Here is a 16511-nt window from a genome sequence, read left to right as displayed (position 1 = left end):
CATGAAGCGCGCCGCACTGTGGCCGGAGCACAGCCTTCCCGCACACCACGTCCCGCCGCCCTGGCCCGGCCGGCACGTACGCCTCGACGGCACGCTCGTGCACGTCCGCGACACCCCGGCCACCGGTCCCGGCGCGGAGCCCGCGCTGTACGTGCACGGCCTCGGCGGGTCGGCGCAGAACTGGACCGACCTGGCCGGCCTGCTCGCCGACCGGCTCGACGGCCAGGCGATCGACCTGCCCGGGTTCGGGCGCAGCGAGCCGGGGCCGCGCTACACGATCCCGTCCTTCGCCGAGCGGGTGATCCGCTGGATCGAGCACAGCGACAGGGGGCCGGTGCACCTGTTCGGCAACTCGCTCGGCGGCGCGATCTCGGTCCGGGTGGCGGCGCTGCGCCCGGACCTGGTCCGCACGCTCACCCTGGTCTCGCCCGCGCTGCCGTTCCTGGACTTCCGGCGCTCGTTGCAGGGGCGGATGCTCCCGCTGCTGGCGATCCCCAGGGGCGAACGGCTGGCCGCCTGGCGGTTGGCCCAGTTCAGTCCGGAGGTGACCGCGCAGCAGGTGATGGAGGCGTGCGTGGCGGACCTGACCCGGATCAGCGAGCAGCGCCGGCAGGAGGCGATCGACGAGATCCGGGTCCGGTACGAGGCGGCCCACTACGCCGCGGCGTACGTGCGCACGTTCCGGGGCCTGGTCGGCAGCTTCCTGCGGTCGTACCTGCCGGGGGAGGGCGCGCTGTGGCGGCAGGCTTCGGCGGTCCGGGCGCCCACGCTCGTGGTGGGCGGGCGGCAGGACCGGCTGGTCGACGTGCGGGTGGCGCCGCAGGCGGCGCGGGTCATCCCGGACAGCCGGCTGCTGATGCTCGACGGCGTCGGGCACGTGGCCCAGTTGGAGGTGCCCCGGACCGTGGCGCGGGCGGTGCTCGGGCTGCTCGCCGAGGCGACACCGTCGCTCACCACCGGCATGGGGGAGAGCGGAACGGAGCGTGACATGGCAGGCTGAGCCGGATGCCCAGCTCCCGCCGCCCTCGTGCCACACGCTCCCGTTCCTCGTCTCCGCGCTGGCGTACCGCGCTCGTGGTCTGCGCCTTCGTCGCCGCCGCCGCGGTCGGGGTCGGCGTGGCGGTGCAACTGCCGTCGGCGGGCGCGGGGACGCGGGTCACCGACGGGTTCGCCGCCCAGCCGCCGGCGCCCACGCGGGAACCGTCCACGCCGAGCGTCCCGCCGCCGCCTCCGGTGGCGCCCAGCTCGCCGGCCGCGCCGGTGCTGACGCTGTCCGGCCCAGGGCCGGCGAAGGGCCGGGGCAGCTTCGCGTACGACGAGCGGACCAGCGGCGTGCTCGGCCGCTCGGGGACGCTGCGCCGCTACCGGGTGGCGGTGGAGAACGGCTCCGGCGAGGAGGTCCGCGCCTTCGGCGAGGCGGTGCAGCGCGCCCTGGCCGGCCCGGGTAGCTGGGTCGACGGCGGCACGCTGCGGTTGCAGCGGGTCGGCCCGGGCGACCGGTACGACTTCACGATCTACCTGGCCACCCGGGACACGGCGGGGCGGCTGTGCGGGGCGGGCGGGATCGACATCCGGGTGGGCGGGGTGCCGTACACGTCGTGCCGGGTACCGGGCAAGGTGGTGATCAACCTGGACCGGTGGCGGACCTCGGCGCCGCACCTGGTCGAGGCCGGGATGCCGCTGGACACGTACCGCCTGTACGTGGTCAACCACGAGGTGGGCCACCAGCTCGGGCACCGGCACGAGGGATGCCCTGGTGCGGGCCGGGCGGCGCCGGTGATGCAGCAGCAGACGCTGTTCCTCAAGGGCTGCCGGCCGAACCCGTGGCCCTACGTGGGTGGGAAGCGGTACACCGGGCCGGCCCTCTGAGCGCCGGTTTGTGAAGAACATTCGCGGCATAGGTGGCAAAAGCAGCTAAATGCCCGAATTGCATGGCACGCTGAGGTCATGACCTCGTCGTCCCCTTACGACAACCCCACCACGCCGCCACCCGAGCGTCCCACGCTGCGCCGGATGCGCCGGCGCCGCCGCCGCTCGGTGCTGCTGCTGGCGATGCTGCTCGCGGCCGTCGGCGGCGCGGCCGGGATCACCCGGCTGAACACGCCGCCGTCCGGACACGGCGGGGCGTCACTCGCCGCCGAACCGTCGCTGGCGCGCGGCGCCGCCGAGGCCGACGTCCCGGCGGCGCCGACCGCCTACCCCACCGCCGGCCCCGGCACGTTCGCGGTGGCCCAGGGCCGATCTCCGGTACGCGGACAGGAGGGCCCGCTGCGCCGCTACCGGGTCGAGGTCGAGCAGGACACGGGGCAGGACGCCGACGGGTTCGCCGCCACCGTGGACGCGGTACTGGGCGACCCGCGCAGCTGGATCGCCTCGGGGGACCTGCGGGTGCAGCGGGTGCCCGAGGCGGCCGCCGCCGACTTCACCGTCTACCTCGCCACCCCCGTCACCTCCGAGCGGATGTGTGCCGAGGGCGGCCTGCGCACCGACCGGTACACCTCCTGCCGGCTGCCTGGACGGGTCGTGCTCAACCTGGCCCGGTGGATGACAGCGGTGCCCGACTACGGCGCCCCGCTGGAGGTCTACCGCACCTATGTGATCAACCACGAGGTCGGGCACGAGTTCGGCGAGCTGCACCAGGCGTGCCCCGCGCCCGGCGCGCCCGCGCCGGTGATGCAGCAGCAGACGTACGGGCTGGACGGCTGCCTGCCGAACGCCTGGCCGTACGTCGGCGGCGTGCGCTACGAAGGCGAGCCCACCGACGGCGTCTGAGTTATTCCCGGTCCCGCAGTTCGGGCGCAGTGTCCCTCATCATGGCCGATCCCGGCCCGGGCGAGCGACAATGGCGCGGTCACACCGCCGATCCCGGGGAGTCCACCGTGTCGTTGCCCCCGCTCGTCGAACCCGCCGCCGAGCTGACCGTAGACGAGATCCGCCGCTACTCGCGCCACCTGATCATCCCGGACGTCGGGGTGGAGGGGCAGAAGCGGCTGAAGAACGCCCGGGTGCTCTGTGTGGGCGCCGGTGGCCTCGGCTCGCCGGCCCTGCTCTACCTGGCCGCGGCCGGTGTCGGCACGCTCGGCATCATCGACTTCGACACCGTCGACGAGTCGAACCTCCAGCGCCAGGTCATCCACGGCGTCTCCGACGTGGGCCGGTCCAAGGCCGAGTCCGCCGCGGCGTCGATCCGCGAGATCAACCCGCTGGTCAACGTGGAGATCCACAACACCGCGCTGGACCGGGAGAACGTCCGGGACATCTTCTCCCGGTACGACCTGATCGTCGACGGCACCGACAACTTCGCCACCCGCTACATGGTCAACGACGCGGCGGTGCTGCTCGGCAAGCCGTACGTCTGGGGTTCGATCTACCGCTTCGACGGCCAGGCGTCGGTGTTCTGGGCCGAGCACGGCCCCTGCTACCGCTGCCTCTACCCGGAGCCCCCGCCGCCCGGGATGGTCCCCTCCTGCGCCGAGGGCGGCGTGCTCGGCGTGCTCTGCGCGTCGATCGGGTCGATCCAGGTCAACGAGGCGATCAAGCTGCTCGCCGGCATCGGTGAGCCGCTCGTCGGCCGCCTGATGGTGTACGACGCCCTGGAGATGAGCTACCGCAAGATCAAGGTCCGCAAGGACCCGAACTGCGTGCTCTGCGGTGAAAACCCGACCCTCACCGACCTGATGGAGGACTACGAGGACTTCTGCGGCGCCGTCTCCGAGGAGGCGCAGGAGGCGGTGGTCGACTCGACCATCACCGCGCTGGAGCTGAAGGACTGGCAGGACTCCGGCAAGGACATCTTCCTGGTCGACGTGCGCGAGCCCGCCGAGTACGAGATCGTCCGGATCCCCGGCGCGACGCTCATCCCCAAGGGCGAGATCCTCTCCGGCGAGGCGCTGGCGAAGTTCCCGCAGGACCGGCAGATCGTGCTGCACTGCAAGTCCGGCGTCCGCTCCGCCGAGGCGCTGGCCGCGCTGAAGGCGGCCGGCTTCTCCGACGCGGTGCACCTCCAGGGCGGTGTGCTCTCCTGGGTCAAGCAGGTCGACCCGTCGCTGCCCGCGTACTGAGTCGTGTCGATGGGCCCGCCCGGCGCTCCGGGCGGGCCCATCGTGCTCTCCGGGGCACCTGGCGTGGGCAAACGATCGATCGCGGCGACCGCTGGGCCGGGTGGTCCTGACCGAGCTACCGAGGCGTAACCGCGGCCGCGCCAGTACCGTCAGTGCCGTGGTGGACTTGGACGCGGCGATCGGATTCGTCGTCGCTCACGGTGACGCGGTGGACCGCGCCCGCCTCTCCCGGCTGCGTACCGGCGCTCCGGTGCCGCCCGAGGTGCTCGACGCCGCCGAGTCCGGGCAGGCGCCCGGCGGCGGCTGGCCCGCCGTCCTCGACGACGAGGTCGCCTCGATCGACGCGACCTGCTTCCGCCTGGCCGAGCTGGACGACCTCGGCGCGCTGGGCCGCCCCGCCGCCCGGCACGCGCTGGACTGGCTGGCCGCCCGGCAACTACCAGACGGCGGCTGGGACGAGGACCCCTCGCTGGCCGGGCTCGCCCCCGAGTGGGCCACCCCCGGTGATCCCGAGGCACGGCTCTACCAGACCGCGAACGCCGGGTTCTGGCTGACCGTGGCCGGCCTGGACGCGCGGGCCGCCGGTCCGCTCGACCACCGGGTCGGCGGCGCGTACGCCGGTGTGGTGCAGGCGGCGGCCCAGGCGCTCGCCGCGCAGCTCGCCCCGGACGGCAGCTGGCCGTCCTTCCTGCCCGCCGGCTGGCTCGCCGCCGCGGTGCTGCACCGCCAGCAGATGTACTACGAGTCCGCCCGCATCCAGGCGGTGCTGGCCGACCGGATCCCCCGGATGTCCCCGGCCGACGTGGCCTGGCTCGCCGCCACACTGCGCCGGGTCGACGTGGGCGAGGAGCAATGGCTGCTGGTCTCCGCGCGCAGGCGGCTCGCCGAGACGCAGCGCAGCGACGGCGGCTGGGACAGCGACGACGGCCACCAGTTCGACGTGCACACCACACTGCGGGCGATCCGCGCGTGCCGCCCGCACACGCCCGAGGCACCGGTCTCCGGAGCGCCGTTCGTGGTGCCGCAGACCGCCGAGCTGCCCGCGTTGCCTGCGGTGCCGGCCCCGCGCCCGCGCCGGCTCCCCGCATCGCCGCCGCCCGCGCCCGACTCCGGGCCGCCCGCCTCCACGCCCGCGTCGCCTGCGCCCGTGTCTCCGCTGCCCGCCCCGGCTCGCCCGTTGACCTGCCCGGCCGAGGCATCTGTCGCATCGGCGGGTCTCGACCCCGATCCGTCGTCCCGCCAGGGCACAGAGCCGTCGGCAGGCCGCGATCCCGAACCTTCGGCGGGCTTCGGCTCCGACCTGTCGTCCAGTTTCGGCACCGACCCGTCGGCCGGACCGGGGATCGCGCCCGCGCTGTCGGACGGCGCGCCGGAGCTGTTTCCGGCCCGGGGTCTCGGGCCTGAGACCTGGTTCCGTCCGGACACCGGGTCGGATGCGATGCCCGGATCGGGAGCAGGGCCTGATCCGTCAGCCGGTGTTGAGGTGTCGGCCGGTCCGGACAGTGGGCAGGGATTGTGGTCCGCCTGGATCGTCACGCCCGATCTGCTCCCCGACGAGAGCACCGGGCCTGCTGCGCAGCCGGCACCGGAGCTGCTGTCCGGCCCGGTGCCGCCCGTTGTGCCTCCGCTGGTCATGCCGATGATCAACACCAGATCGGGGAAGTAGCGGCATCAAAGGTGCCGGGATACCGCCACTTCCCCGATCTGGCGTGTGCCCAGGCCAGTACGGCGACCGGCGCGCCGCGAAGGCACGTCCGGTCAGCGCAGGTGCCCGTCTCCGGTCACCACGTACTTGGTGCTGGTCAGCTCCGGCAGACCCATCGGGCCGCGCGCGTGCAGCTTCTGCGTCGAGATGCCGATCTCCGCGCCGAAGCCGAACTCGCCGCCGTCGGTGAAACGGGTGGACGCGTTGACCATGACCGCTGCCGAGTCCACCCGGGCCACGAACTCCCGGGCCGCCCGCTGCGAGTCGGTGACGATCGCCTCGGTGTGGCCGGTGCCGTACCGGCGGATGTGCGCGACCGCCGCGTCGAGCGAGTCGACCACGGCGACGGAGATGTCGGCGGAGAGGTACTCGGTGCCGAAGTCCTCCTCGGTGGCCGGCACCACGGCGTCGGAGTGGGCGGCAACCTCGGGCGTGCCGTGCACCGTCACCCCGGCCTCGGCGAACGCGGCCAGCACGGCCGGCAGGAACGCGTCCGCCACGTCCCGGTGCACCAGCAGCGACTCGGCGGTGTTGCAGGTGGACAGGCGCTGGGTCTTGGCGTTCAACGTGACCGCCAGGGCCTTGCCGAGGTCGGCGGCGGCGTCCACGTAGACGTGGCAGTTGCCCACACCGGTCTCGATCACCGGGACCGTCGACTCCTCGACCACGGCGCGGATCAGCGACGCGCCGCCGCGCGGGATCAGCACGTCGACCAGGCCGCGGGCGCGCATCAGCTCCTTCACCGAGTCGCGCGTGCTGGAGTCGAGCAGCTGCACCGCGTCGGCCGGCAGCCCGGCGCCGGAGACCGCGTCGCGCAGCACCGCGACCAGCGCGGCGTTGGAGTGGGCGGCCGACGAGGAGCCGCGCAGCAGCGCCGCGTTGCCGGACTTCAGGCAGATCCCGGCGGCATCGACAGTCACGTTCGGCCGGCCTTCGTAGACGATGCCGACCACACCGAACGGCACCCGCACCTGGCGCAGCTCCAGACCGTTGGGCAGCGTCGAGCCGCGCACCACCTCGCCGACCGGGTCGGGCAGCGCGGCCATCTGGCGCAGCGCGTCCGCGATCGCCGCCACCCGGCCCTCGTCGAGCGCGAGCCGGTCCAGCACGGCCGCCGACAGCCCGGCCTCGCGCCCGGCCGCCAGGTCCGCCGCGTTCGCGGTCAGGATCTCCGGGGTACGCGCCACGAACGCGTCGGCCATCGCGTGCAGCGCGGCGTCCTTGACGGTACGGGTGGCCGTGGCCAGGGCTTCCGCCGCGTCCCGGGCTCGCCGGGCCTGCTCGACGACGCTCATCGTGCGTACTCCTTCATCGGTGGGGCTCACAGCAGGACCAGGTCGTCGCGGTGGACGACCTCACGTTCGTACGCCGGGCCGAGCGCCGCGGCGAGTTCGGAGGTGGAGCGGCCGAGCAGGCCCGGCAGTTCCACCGCGTCGTAGTTGACCAGCCCTCGGGCCACCGGCGCGCCGGCGGTGTCGACCAGGTCCACCGGGTCCCCGGCGGTGAACGCGCCGTCGACGGCGGTGATGCCGGCGGGCAGCAGCGACTTGCGGCGGCCCACCACCGCCTGCACCGCGCCCGGGTCGAGGTGCAGGCGACCTCGGGGCGCGGTGGCGTGCGCCAGCCAGAACAGGCGCGCGGCGGGGCGGCGGCTGCTCGGGTGGAAGTACGTGCCGACCGGCTCCCCGGCCAGCGCCGGCGCGGCCAGCGGCGCGGCGGTCAGCACCACCGGGATGCCGAAGCCGGTGGCGATCCGGGCCGCCTCGACCTTCGTCACCATGCCGCCGGTGCCCACCCCGGCCCGACCGGCCCCGCCGACGTCCACGCCCGCGAGGTCGCCCTCGCCGTGCACCTCCGTGATGCGGGTGCTGCCCGGGCGGGCCGGGTCGCCGGTCCAGAGCGCGTCGACGTCGGAGAGCAGCACCAGCAGGTCGGCGTCGACGAGCGCGGCGACGAGCGCGGCCAGTCGGTCGTTGTCGCCGAACCGGATCTCCTCGGTGGCCACCGTGTCGTTCTCGTTGACGATCGGCACGGCGCGCAGGTCGAGCAGCTTGCGCAGCGTCCGGTACGCGTTGCGGTAGTGCGCCCGCCGGGTCACGTCGTCCACGGTGAGCAGCACCTGCCCGACGGTGCGGCCGTGCCGGGCGAACGCCGCGGCGTACCGGCCGATGAGCAGGCCCTGACCGACGCTGGCGGCGGCCTGCTGGGTGGCCAGGTCGCGCGGGCGCCGGGGCAGCCGCAGCGGGGAGAGCCCGGCGGCGATCGCGCCGGAGGAGACCAGCACCACCTCGCGTCCGGCGGCGGCGAGCCCGCCGAGCGTGTCGACGAGCGCGTCGACCCGGGCGTCGTCGAGCCCGCCCGTCGCGGTGGTCAGCGAGGACGAACCGATCTTGACGACGATCCGCCGGGCCGAGGTGACTGCTTCGCGCACCCGACCATTCTGCGCGCTGCGGTCTGCCGCGCCGCGGCGCGTTCCCAAATCGTGGCAGCTCGCGGCCGGTGCTCCGACGGAGCTCACACGAAATCGGTTGCTCGTCGAACGAACAGTTTTGATCGTCCGGTTAGCGGCACACATCCGCGGATTCCGCTGCATAGCGTCTCGTTCATCACGAACGGGGGTTCACAGTGATAATTCCGAGGGCTCATCGTGCCTGGTGGCTGGCGCTGCTCGTCACCGTCGGCCTGGTCGCCGGGCTGACGCCGGTACTCGCCGGTCTCCGCGACGAGAAGGCGCCGGCCGTCCGGCGGGACGGCTACCGGCCGCACACGGTGCCACTCGCGGCGATTCCGTCGCGCGAGGGGATCGCGCCGCTGGTGGACGCCGGGCTGCACGACACCGGGAACGTTCGGATGTTCCGGATGCACGACCAGACCTGGGACCATCCGGTGGCGCAGGCCCAGTGGGGTCTGCAGAATCTGGCCGGCTGGCGGGCCACCCGCAAGCGGATCTACCTGGACCGGGCGATAGCGAACGCGCAGCGTAACGTCGATCGGCGCGTCGAGTCGCGCGGCGCCTGGTGGTATCCGTACGACTTCGAACTCACCCGGTGCAAGAAGCGTCCGCTGCTGAAGCCCAGGTGGTACAGCGGCATGTCGCAGGGCCAGCTGCTCAGTCTCTTCGTCGGGCTGTACGAGGAGACGCGCGACGAGAGGTGGAGGACCGCCGCGGACCGGACGTTCCAGAGCCTCACCCTGCCCGCCCGGGCCGACGAACCGTGGGCCACCTGGACCGATCGCGGCGGCTACCTGTGGCTGGAGGAGTATCCGGAGAACGACGACCCGCGTGGCGAGCAGGTGCTCAACGGGCACATCTTCTCCCTGTACGGCGTCTACGACTACTGGCGGCTCACCGGCGACGAGCGGGCCGCGGAGATCTTCGACGCCGCCGCCACCACGGTGCGCCGCTACCTGCCGACGAGGTTCCGGGTGGAGAACTGGGCCAGCCGGTACTCCATGAACTGCCGGCACTTCCACCCGAAGTACCACCAGGTCCACACCCGGCAGACCCTCAAGCTGTACGAGGTCACCCACGCGACCGTCTTCGCCGAGTACGCCGACACGCTGCGGGCGGACTACCCGGTACCGGACCTGACGGGCACCGTGCAGCTCGAACCCGGGACACACGTGGGCTACACGTACGACGCCAAGGGCGCCGTCACCGGCCGGCGGGCCGTCACGCTGGAGCGGCCGAGCCGGTTCGCTGCGGACGAGCGCATCCGGGTGCGCGGCCGCGGCATCCACTACCGGATCACCGAGGGCCCGCTGGCCGGCTACCTGGTGCCCGAGGAGCCCGGCCGGCGGGTCCTGCTCGGGGTGGCGGTCGAGCACCGCTACCAGCCCGCACGCGTGCTGACCGCCCAGCCCGGCACGTACACCGGCTACACCTACGACCGCAACGGCGCGGTGCTCGACGCCCGGAAGGTCACCTTCGCCGCCGTGACGGAGTTGACGCTCGGCGGCACCGCCTGGGTCAACGGGGAATTCAGCTACCACGTGAGCGGTGGTGAGCTGGGCGGCTACTGGCTGGCGGCCCGGGGAGACCTCGCCATCGCCACGCTCGCCGGCTGAGGCCCCTTATCGTGGCTTCCCGTGACACCTGACGAGTACGTCGAGGCGGTGCTGTCGCTGGTCGAGCGGATCCCGCCGGGGCGGGTGATGTCGTACGGGGCGGTGGCCGACGCGCTGGCCGAGCGCTCGGGGCGGGCGTCGCCGCGACTGGTCGGCTCGATCATGGCGCGGCACGGTGGCGGGGTGCCGTGGCACCGGGTGGTGAACGCGGCCGGCCGGATGCCGCCGGGGCACGAGCGCAAGGCCCGGGAACGGCTGCTCGCCGAGGGGTGCCCGCTGCGCGGGGACCGGGTGGACCTGGCGGCGGCGTCCTGGTCGCCGGAGGAGGGGATGTGACGCCGGCCATAACGTGAGTAGCATTCGGCTCCATGACAGCTTCGGGCCTGCCCCGCCGGGTGCACCTCGGGTACGCGCTGGGTTCCCTGGTCACCGGCGCGTTCGGCACCGTGCCCGGGCTGCTCCTGCTGCCGTATCTCACCGACACGCTCGGCGTCGCCGCCGGGCTGGCCGCGCTGCTGGTGCTGCTGCCGAAGGCGTGGGACGTGCTGGTCAACCCGGTCGCCGGGCGGATCTCCGACCGGACCCGCTCCCGCTGGGGCGCGCGCCGGCCGTACCTGCTCGGCGGCGGGCTGGCGCTCGCCGTGCTGTTCGCCTCGATCTTCGCCGCGCCGTTCGCGAACGGTCCGGCCGCCGCCGCGTACGTGGCCCTGGCGTTCCTGGCCACCGCCACCGCGTTCGCGTTCTTCCAGGTGCCGTACGTGGCCATGCCGGCCGAGCTGACCGCCGACCCGGCGGAGCGTACCCGGCTGATGACCTGGCGGATCGCGGTGCTGGCGCTGGCCATCCTGGTCTCCGGCGCGGTGGCCCCGGCGGTGGTGACCGCGGGCGGCGACGGCGTGCCCGGCCACCGGTGGATGGGCCTGTTCGTCGCCGCGCTGATCGTCGCCGGCACCGTCGGCGTGTTCCTGGGCACCCGCTCCGCGCCGACCGGCACCGTGGGGGAGAGCGAGCCGAGCCTGCGCGCGCAGCTCGCCGTCGCCACCGGCAACCGGCCGTTCCGGGCGCTGCTGATCTGCTTCGTGATCCAGTCCGCCGGGGTGGCCACCGTGCTGGCCGGGGTGAAGTACTTCGCCGACCAGGTGCTGCGGGAGCCGGACAGCGGTCCGACGCTGCTGTTCGCCTGCTTCGTCGCGCCCGCGCTGCTGGTCATGCCGCTGTGGTCCCGGGCCGGTGCCCGGCTGGGCAAGCGGACGTCGCTGGTCGCCGCGTCGCTGATCTTCGCGGTGGGCGCGCTGGCCCTGGTCGCCGCGCCCGCGCTACCCGCCGCCGCGGCCTACGCCGTGGTCGCGGTGATCGGCGTCGGGTACGCGGGCCAGCAGGTGTTCGCGCTGGCCATGCTGCCGGACTGCATCGCGTACGACACGGCGCGCACCGGGCGGCGGCAGGCCGGGGTGTTCACCGGGCTGTGGACCGCCGGGGAGACGTTCGGGCTGGCGCTGGGGCCGGGCATCTACGGGCTGGTGCTCCAGCTCTCCGGTTACGTCTCCTCGTCCACCGGAACCGCCGCCGTTCAGTCCGGCACGGCTCGGCTCGGCGTGCTGCTCGGCTTCACCGTGCTGCCCGCCCTGCTGGTGGCGGTCCCGCTGGTGCTGCTGCGCGGCTACACCCTGACCCCGGCCCAGCTGGCCACCGCCGCACCCGTGGTCGATGACGCCGCGCCGGCCGCGCGGGCGTGAGCACCGGCCCGTCCCACGAGAGGAACCACCCGATGACCGACACGGCAGGCGGAGGCGCGCTGCCCGCGCGGGGGATGCCCGCGGCGGACGTACTGGGCGAGATCCGCGCGCTGCGGGCCGCCGACCGGCCGACCCACGGCGGCCGGCTGTTCGCGTACGTCTACGACCCCGGCGTGGCCGGGCTGGACGACCTGGCGCAGGCCGCGTACGCGGAGAGCGCGCACGTCAACGGCCTCGACCCGACCGCGTTCCCGTCGCTGCTGGCGATGGAGAACGCGCTCGTCGGCGCCGCCGCCCGGCTGCTCGGCGGCGGGCCCGGCACCGGCGCGCCGGACGTGGTCGGCAGCGTCACCAGCGGCGGCACCGAGTCGCTGCTGCTCGCCGTCAAGGCGGCCCGGGACTCCCGCCCCGATCTCGCCGAGCCGCGGATCGTGGTGCCTGCGAGCGGGCACGCGGCGTTCGCCAAGGCGGCGCACTACCTGCGGGTCGCGCTCGACACCGTGCCCGTCGACCCGGTGACGCTGCGGCCGGACGTGGCGGCGGTGGCCGCCGCGATCCGCCCGGAGACCGTGCTGGTGGTGGCGTCCGCCCCGTCCTACGCGCACGGGGTGGTCGACCCGGTGGCGGAGATCGCCGCCGTCGCGCAGGCCGCCGGGGTGCGCTGCCACGTGGACGCCTGCTTCGGCGGCTGGGCGCTGCCCTGGCTGCGCCGGCTCGGCGCGCCGGTGCCGCCGTTCGACTTCGCCGTGCCGGGGGTCACCTCGATCTCGGTCGACCTGCACAAGTACGCGTACGCGCCGAAGGGCGTCTCGGTGCTGCTGCACCGCGATCCGGCGCTGCGCGCCGCGCAGTTCTTCGCGTACGCGGACTGGCCCGGGTACACGATGGTCAACCCGGTGATCGCCTCCACCCGCTCCGGTGGGCCGATCGCCGCCGCGTACGCCACACTCCGCCACCTCGGCGAGGACGGCTACCTGCGGCTGGCCGCCGCCACCCGGGACGCGGTCGCCGGACTGGCCGACACGGTACGGGCCACCGGCGGCCTGCGGCTGATGGCCGAACCGGAGACCACGGTGGTCTGCTTCACCAGCGACGACCCGGGGCTCGACCTGTTCGTGCTGGTCGACGAGCTGACCGAGCGTGGCTGGCACACCCAGCCCCAGCTCACGTACGCCGATCTGCCGGCCAGTGTCCACCTCACGGTGACCGCGGCGGTGGCGCCCCGGGTGGCCGAGTTCGGTCCGGCGTTGGCCGAGGCGGTCGCGGCGGCCCGCGCCGCCGGGCCGGTGGTGCTGCCGCCGGAGCTGCTGGCGCTGGCCGGCAGCCTCACGCCGGAGGCCCTCACCCCGGAGCTGGTGGCGGGGCTGGCCGGCGGGCTCGGCCTGGCCGGCGGCGCCGGTGTGCCGGACCGGATGGCGATGGTGAACACGCTGCTCGACGCCGCCCCGGCGCGGCTGCGGGAACGGCTGCTCGCCGAGTTCGTCGGGCTGCTCCAGCGTCCCGCCTGGTGACGGGAGGCTCGTCCGTTCGTCGGAGAAGTCGGGCGTTTCGGCGACCGGAACCCGTGTCCGTCCCTGCCTAGCATCAGGGCACATCGATGACACGGGGAGTGTTTACATGATCACCGCTAAGTCACCACCTGTCCGCCGGCTCGTCGCAGTGGTAGCGGCGGGGGCGATGGTCGGCCTGGCGCCGGCCGGTACCGCCCCGGCCGCGCCACCGGGCCCGGACCGCAGCGCCGACGTCTCAGTCGTGGACCCCGGGTGGACGCCCGACCCGCTGACCGACGGGGTGCCGCAACTGCCCTCGCGGGACGTGGCGAAGACCAAGGAGCAGCAGCGACGGGAGCGGGCGAGCGGCGCCATCGCCGCCGCCACGTACGCCCGCGACGGGCACCTGCCGAAGCCGCTGCCGCTCGCCGCCCAGCCCACGAACAGCAACCCGGCGCCGCTCGTCGACCGGGGACTGCACGACGCGCAGGGCGTCCGCATGTTCAGCTTCGCCGGGAAGACCTGGAACCACCCGGTCGGCCAGGCGCAGTGGGGCCTGAGCAACCTGGCCGCCTACCGGACCAGCGGCGACAAGCGGTTCCTCGACCGGGCCGTCGCCAACGCCCAGCGCAACATCGACCGCCGGGTCGAGTCGCGGGGCGCCTGGTGGTACCCGTACGACTTCGACCTGAGCCGCTGCGCGGGCCGTCCGCTGCAGCGCGCCCCCTGGTACAGCGGGATGGCACAGGGCGAGATGCTGAGCCTCTTCGTCGGCCTCGCCGAGATCACCGGCGAGGCGAAGTGGCGGACGGCGGCGGACCAGACGTTCCTGAGCCTGACGCTGCCGGTCGTCTCCAACGCGCCCTGGGCGAGCTGGGTCGACCCCAACGGCTATCTGTGGCTGGAGGAGTACCCGGTGACCTTCGGCACCACCGGGGAACGCGTCCTCAACGGGCACACCTTCGCCCTCTACGGCGTGTACGACTACTGGCGGCTCACCGGCGACGAGCGGGCGGTGGCGGTCTTCGACGGCGCGGCGAGCACCGTCCGGCGGTACCTGCCGACCCACTTCCGGGTCACCCGGTGGGCCAGCAACTACTCGATGGGCTGCGCACAGCCGCACGTGAAGTACCACCAGGTCCACACCGCGCAGAACCTCAAGCTGTACGAGATGACCACGTCGGCCGTCTTCGCCACGTACGCGTACCTGCTGCGCTCGGACTACCCGGTGCCCGCCGTCAACGGCGCCGTGTCGTTCGCCGCCGGCACCCACGTCGGCTACACCTTCTCCAGCACCGGGGCCGTCAAGAGCCAGAAGACGCTCAAGCTCGCCCGGGCCTCCGGCGCCCAGGCGAGCCAGCGGGTCCGCGTGTACGGCCGGGGCATCTACTACCAGATCGCCAACGGCGCGCTCGCCGGTTACCTCGTTCCCGAGGCGTACGGGCAGCGCGTCCTGCTCGGCAAGGCGGTCGAGCACCGGTACAACCCGACCCGGACGCTCTCCTTTCAGCCGGGCACCTACACCGGCTACGCGTACGACGCGGCGGGCAACGTGACCGGCTCCAAGCGGCTCACGTTCCCGTCCGCCTCGATCGCGCCGCTGGGCGCCACCGCCTGGGTGAACGGGCGGCTCAGCTACCAGGTCACCGCCGGGGCGTACGTCGGTTACTGGCTGCCCCACACCACCGGGCTGGCCTTCACCTGAGCCTGAGCAACGTGCGGCCCGCCCGGAGTCCGGGCGGGCCGCGGTGTGCGGTGGCTCAGTCGGTGGCGCGGACGTTGAACGTCGTGCTGTTGTCCGCCGGGTCGACGTCCGCCACCGGCTCGCTCGCGTAGACGGCCGCCACGGTGAACGAGCCGCTGCCCAGCGCGCCGGCCGGGGTCCCGGCCGGAGCCCGCAGGACGACGTCGAACGTGCGCTCCTCGCCCGGCATGAACCGGCCGCCGGGGACGTCGAACCAGTCCGGGAAGCTGGGCAGGTCCTGCGGGTCGGTGGCCCACACCTCGACCCCGGCGGGCAGGCTCGCCCGCACGTCGAGCCGGAACGACGGGGCGTCGTTGCCGTAGCGCACTGTCACCGGCGTCCGGCCCAGCAGGGCCCCGTCGGCCTGGCGGGTGAGCGTCACGTCGCCACCGCTGATGGTCAGGTCCGTCTCGGTGGCCTGCCGGTAGACGCGCGGGTTGCGGACGCTGCCCGAGGTGGACCGGAACACGGTCCGGAAGGAGTCCCGGTCCGACACCCCACCGTCCGGCACCACCGCGACCGAGCCGCCCAGGGCGGTCATCGGGTAGGCGCGCGCAGTCGTCCACACCTGGAAGTCGAGGCGGACGGTCACGCTCGCGCCGGCCGCGACCCGGCCGCCGTAGCTCTCGACGACCCGGCGGTTCTGCTCCATCCCCACGGTGAACCAGGGCGAGCCGTTGTCGAGGCCGGCGAAGGAGCCACCGGCCGGCTCGGTGATGCGCAGGCCGGCGGTGGCGTCGGCCCGGCCCCGGTTGCTGATCGTCGTGGTCAGCGTCCCGACGTACCCCTTGTCGGTCGGCGTCAGCACCAGCGTCTCGGTGTCGACGGTCAGCCGCGCCGTGGTGCCGCCGGCCGCGGCGGCCGGCGCGGCCGGCGCGAACAGCGCCGCCGCCCCGGCGAGCAGCGCGGCGGCCACCCGTGTGGTCCGTGTGGTCATGACAGGTCCTCCGTGATCCCCGTGGTGGGCGGCGGTGGTTCCGTCCGCCCGACAGTGGTGACACACGCCGGCACCGCTGATCGTTGCGCGGGTGCCCTGTCGGGGGTACGACACCGGAACGCGGCCGCGGACGCTGTGGTTGACTGGCACCTCGGGGAACTGCGAGGGAGGCCAGAGATGCAGGTGCCGGCCGTGCTCGGCGAGCCGATCCGGTTCGTGCTGAACTGGGGCCGCCGCTACTCGCTCTGGGTGTTCAACTTCGGCCTGGCCTGCTGCGCCATCGAGTTCATCGCCACCAGCATGGGCCGGCACGACTTCATGCGGCTCGGCGTGATCCCGTTCGCCCACGGGCCCCGGCAGGCCGACCTGATGGTGGTCAGCGGCACCGTCACCGACAAGATGGCCCCGGCGGTCAAGCGGCTCTACGACCAGATGCCCGAACCGAAGTACGTCATCTCGTTCGGGGCCTGCTCCAACTGCGGCGGCCCGTACTGGGACTCCTACTCGGTGACGAAGGGCGTCGACCAGCTCATCCCGGTCGACGTGTACGTGCCCGGCTGCCCGCCCCGGCCGGAGGCGCTGCTGCACGGCATCCTGCGCCTCCAGGAGAAGATCGCCGCCGAGCAGTCCGGCATCGGCGGCGTGCCCCGGCCCGACGCGCTCACCTCACCGGCGGACGCCGTCGCGCGGCCGGTGGAGGCGCTCACCGCACCCCCGGTACGTCCGCCGGTCGGCTGAACCGTCGGGTGGCGGCGCGGGGCTAGCCTGCG

The 16511-nt window shown here is 73.9% G+C and carries 13 protein-coding genes and 1 pseudogene; 11 read left to right on the top strand and 3 right to left on the bottom strand.

Annotated features, from left to right (window positions below):
* Nucleotide 1: 1 nt before the first annotated feature.
* From IRY44_RS18000 to IRY44_RS31310, 5 genes and pseudogenes are all read left to right on the top strand, one after another.
* Nucleotides 2–1000, top strand: a complete 999-nt coding sequence (locus IRY44_RS18000; protein ID WP_194801464.1) for an alpha/beta fold hydrolase — start codon at nt 2–4, stop codon at nt 998–1000.
* Nucleotides 1001–1005: 5 nt separating this feature from the next.
* Entirely contained in the window at nt 1006–1869 is an 864-nt protein-coding gene (locus IRY44_RS17995) for a DUF3152 domain-containing protein (RefSeq protein ID WP_194801463.1), read from the top strand.
* Between the two features lie 78 nt (nt 1870–1947).
* The gene (locus IRY44_RS17990) at nt 1948–2772 is read left to right on the top strand and encodes a DUF3152 domain-containing protein (RefSeq protein ID WP_194801462.1); all 825 of its coding nucleotides are present in this window, start codon (nt 1948–1950) and stop codon (nt 2770–2772) included.
* 41 nt (nt 2773–2813) lie between these two features.
* The gene (gene moeZ, locus IRY44_RS17985) at nt 2814–4061 is read left to right on the top strand and encodes an adenylyltransferase/sulfurtransferase MoeZ (protein WP_194801461.1); all 1248 of its coding nucleotides are present in this window, start codon (nt 2814–2816) and stop codon (nt 4059–4061) included.
* Between the two features lie 91 nt (nt 4062–4152).
* Nucleotides 4153–5037: pseudogene (locus IRY44_RS31310) on the top strand (hypothetical protein); the annotation flags it as partial.
* A 782-nt stretch (nt 5038–5819) separates the two neighbouring features.
* Here IRY44_RS31310 and IRY44_RS17975 read toward each other — a convergent pair.
* Nucleotides 5820–7061, bottom strand: a complete 1242-nt coding sequence (locus tag IRY44_RS17975) for a glutamate-5-semialdehyde dehydrogenase (protein WP_194801459.1) — start codon at nt 7059–7061, stop codon at nt 5820–5822.
* Between the two features lie 26 nt (nt 7062–7087).
* A complete protein-coding gene (gene proB / locus IRY44_RS17970) occupies nt 7088–8197 on the bottom strand; it encodes a glutamate 5-kinase (RefSeq protein WP_194801458.1) in 1110 nt (369 codons plus the stop codon).
* Nucleotides 8198–8391: 194 nt separating this feature from the next.
* Here proB and IRY44_RS17965 point away from each other — a divergent pair, with 194 nt between their 5' ends.
* The 5 genes from IRY44_RS17965 to IRY44_RS17945 all read left to right on the top strand — a co-directional run bounded on the left by IRY44_RS17965 (nt 8392) and on the right by IRY44_RS17945 (nt 14765).
* Nucleotides 8392–9834, top strand: a complete 1443-nt coding sequence (locus tag IRY44_RS17965; RefSeq protein WP_194801457.1) for a D-glucuronyl C5-epimerase family protein — start codon at nt 8392–8394, stop codon at nt 9832–9834.
* A 21-nt stretch (nt 9835–9855) separates the two neighbouring features.
* Nucleotides 9856–10170 carry an MGMT family protein gene (locus IRY44_RS17960; protein ID WP_194801456.1) on the top strand — a complete coding sequence of 105 codons (315 nt, stop codon included), beginning with the start codon at nt 9856–9858 and terminating at the stop codon, nt 10168–10170.
* Nucleotides 10171–10202: 32 nt separating this feature from the next.
* Nucleotides 10203–11570, top strand: a complete 1368-nt coding sequence (locus IRY44_RS17955; protein WP_194801455.1) for an MFS transporter — start codon at nt 10203–10205, stop codon at nt 11568–11570.
* Between the two features lie 32 nt (nt 11571–11602).
* Nucleotides 11603–13081 carry an aspartate aminotransferase family protein gene (locus tag IRY44_RS17950; protein WP_194801454.1) on the top strand — a complete coding sequence of 493 codons (1479 nt, stop codon included), beginning with the start codon at nt 11603–11605 and terminating at the stop codon, nt 13079–13081.
* A gap of 106 nt (nt 13082–13187) precedes the next feature.
* Nucleotides 13188–14765: a D-glucuronyl C5-epimerase family protein gene (locus IRY44_RS17945; protein ID WP_194801453.1), complete on the top strand. Its 1578-nt coding sequence runs from the start codon at nt 13188–13190 to the stop codon at nt 14763–14765.
* A gap of 55 nt (nt 14766–14820) precedes the next feature.
* Here the strand turns inward: IRY44_RS17945 and IRY44_RS17940 are convergent, their stop codons facing one another.
* A complete protein-coding gene (locus IRY44_RS17940) occupies nt 14821–15741 on the bottom strand; it encodes a hypothetical protein (protein ID WP_194801452.1) in 921 nt (306 codons plus the stop codon).
* Between the two features lie 177 nt (nt 15742–15918).
* On the opposite strand from IRY44_RS17940, the gene IRY44_RS17935 reads away from it, so the two are divergent.
* A complete protein-coding gene (locus tag IRY44_RS17935) occupies nt 15919–16479 on the top strand; it encodes an NADH-quinone oxidoreductase subunit B (RefSeq protein ID WP_013288676.1) in 561 nt (186 codons plus the stop codon).
* Nucleotides 16480–16511 lie beyond the last annotated feature (32 nt).

Origin of the sequence: Micromonospora sp. ANENR4 (genome assembly GCF_015354395.1) — a bacterium.
Taxonomy (GTDB): domain Bacteria; phylum Actinomycetota; class Actinomycetes; order Mycobacteriales; family Micromonosporaceae; genus Micromonospora; species Micromonospora aurantiaca.
Note: the sequence above shows the minus strand (reverse complement) of the source record. Positions and strands in the feature narration are given on the sequence as shown.

Coding starts and splice junctions, on each gene's coding strand:
- IRY44_RS17945 (WP_194801453.1), top strand. CDS start 13,188: ATGATCACCGCTAAGTCACCACCTGTCCGCCGGCTCGTCGCAGTGGTA.
- IRY44_RS17995 (WP_194801463.1), top strand. CDS start 1,006: ATGCCCAGCTCCCGCCGCCCTCGTGCCACACGCTCCCGTTCCTCGTCT.
- IRY44_RS17990 (WP_194801462.1), top strand. CDS start 1,948: ATGACCTCGTCGTCCCCTTACGACAACCCCACCACGCCGCCACCCGAG.
- IRY44_RS17950 (WP_194801454.1), top strand. CDS start 11,603: ATGACCGACACGGCAGGCGGAGGCGCGCTGCCCGCGCGGGGGATGCCC.
- IRY44_RS17955 (WP_194801455.1), top strand. CDS start 10,203: ATGACAGCTTCGGGCCTGCCCCGCCGGGTGCACCTCGGGTACGCGCTG.
- IRY44_RS17935 (WP_013288676.1), top strand. CDS start 15,919: ATGCAGGTGCCGGCCGTGCTCGGCGAGCCGATCCGGTTCGTGCTGAAC.
- moeZ (WP_194801461.1), top strand. CDS start 2,814: ATGGCCGATCCCGGCCCGGGCGAGCGACAATGGCGCGGTCACACCGCC.
- IRY44_RS17975 (WP_194801459.1), bottom strand. CDS start 7,061: ATGAGCGTCGTCGAGCAGGCCCGGCGAGCCCGGGACGCGGCGGAAGCC.
- IRY44_RS17940 (WP_194801452.1), bottom strand. CDS start 15,741: ATGACCACACGGACCACACGGGTGGCCGCCGCGCTGCTCGCCGGGGCG.
- IRY44_RS18000 (WP_194801464.1), top strand. CDS start 2: ATGAAGCGCGCCGCACTGTGGCCGGAGCACAGCCTTCCCGCACACCAC.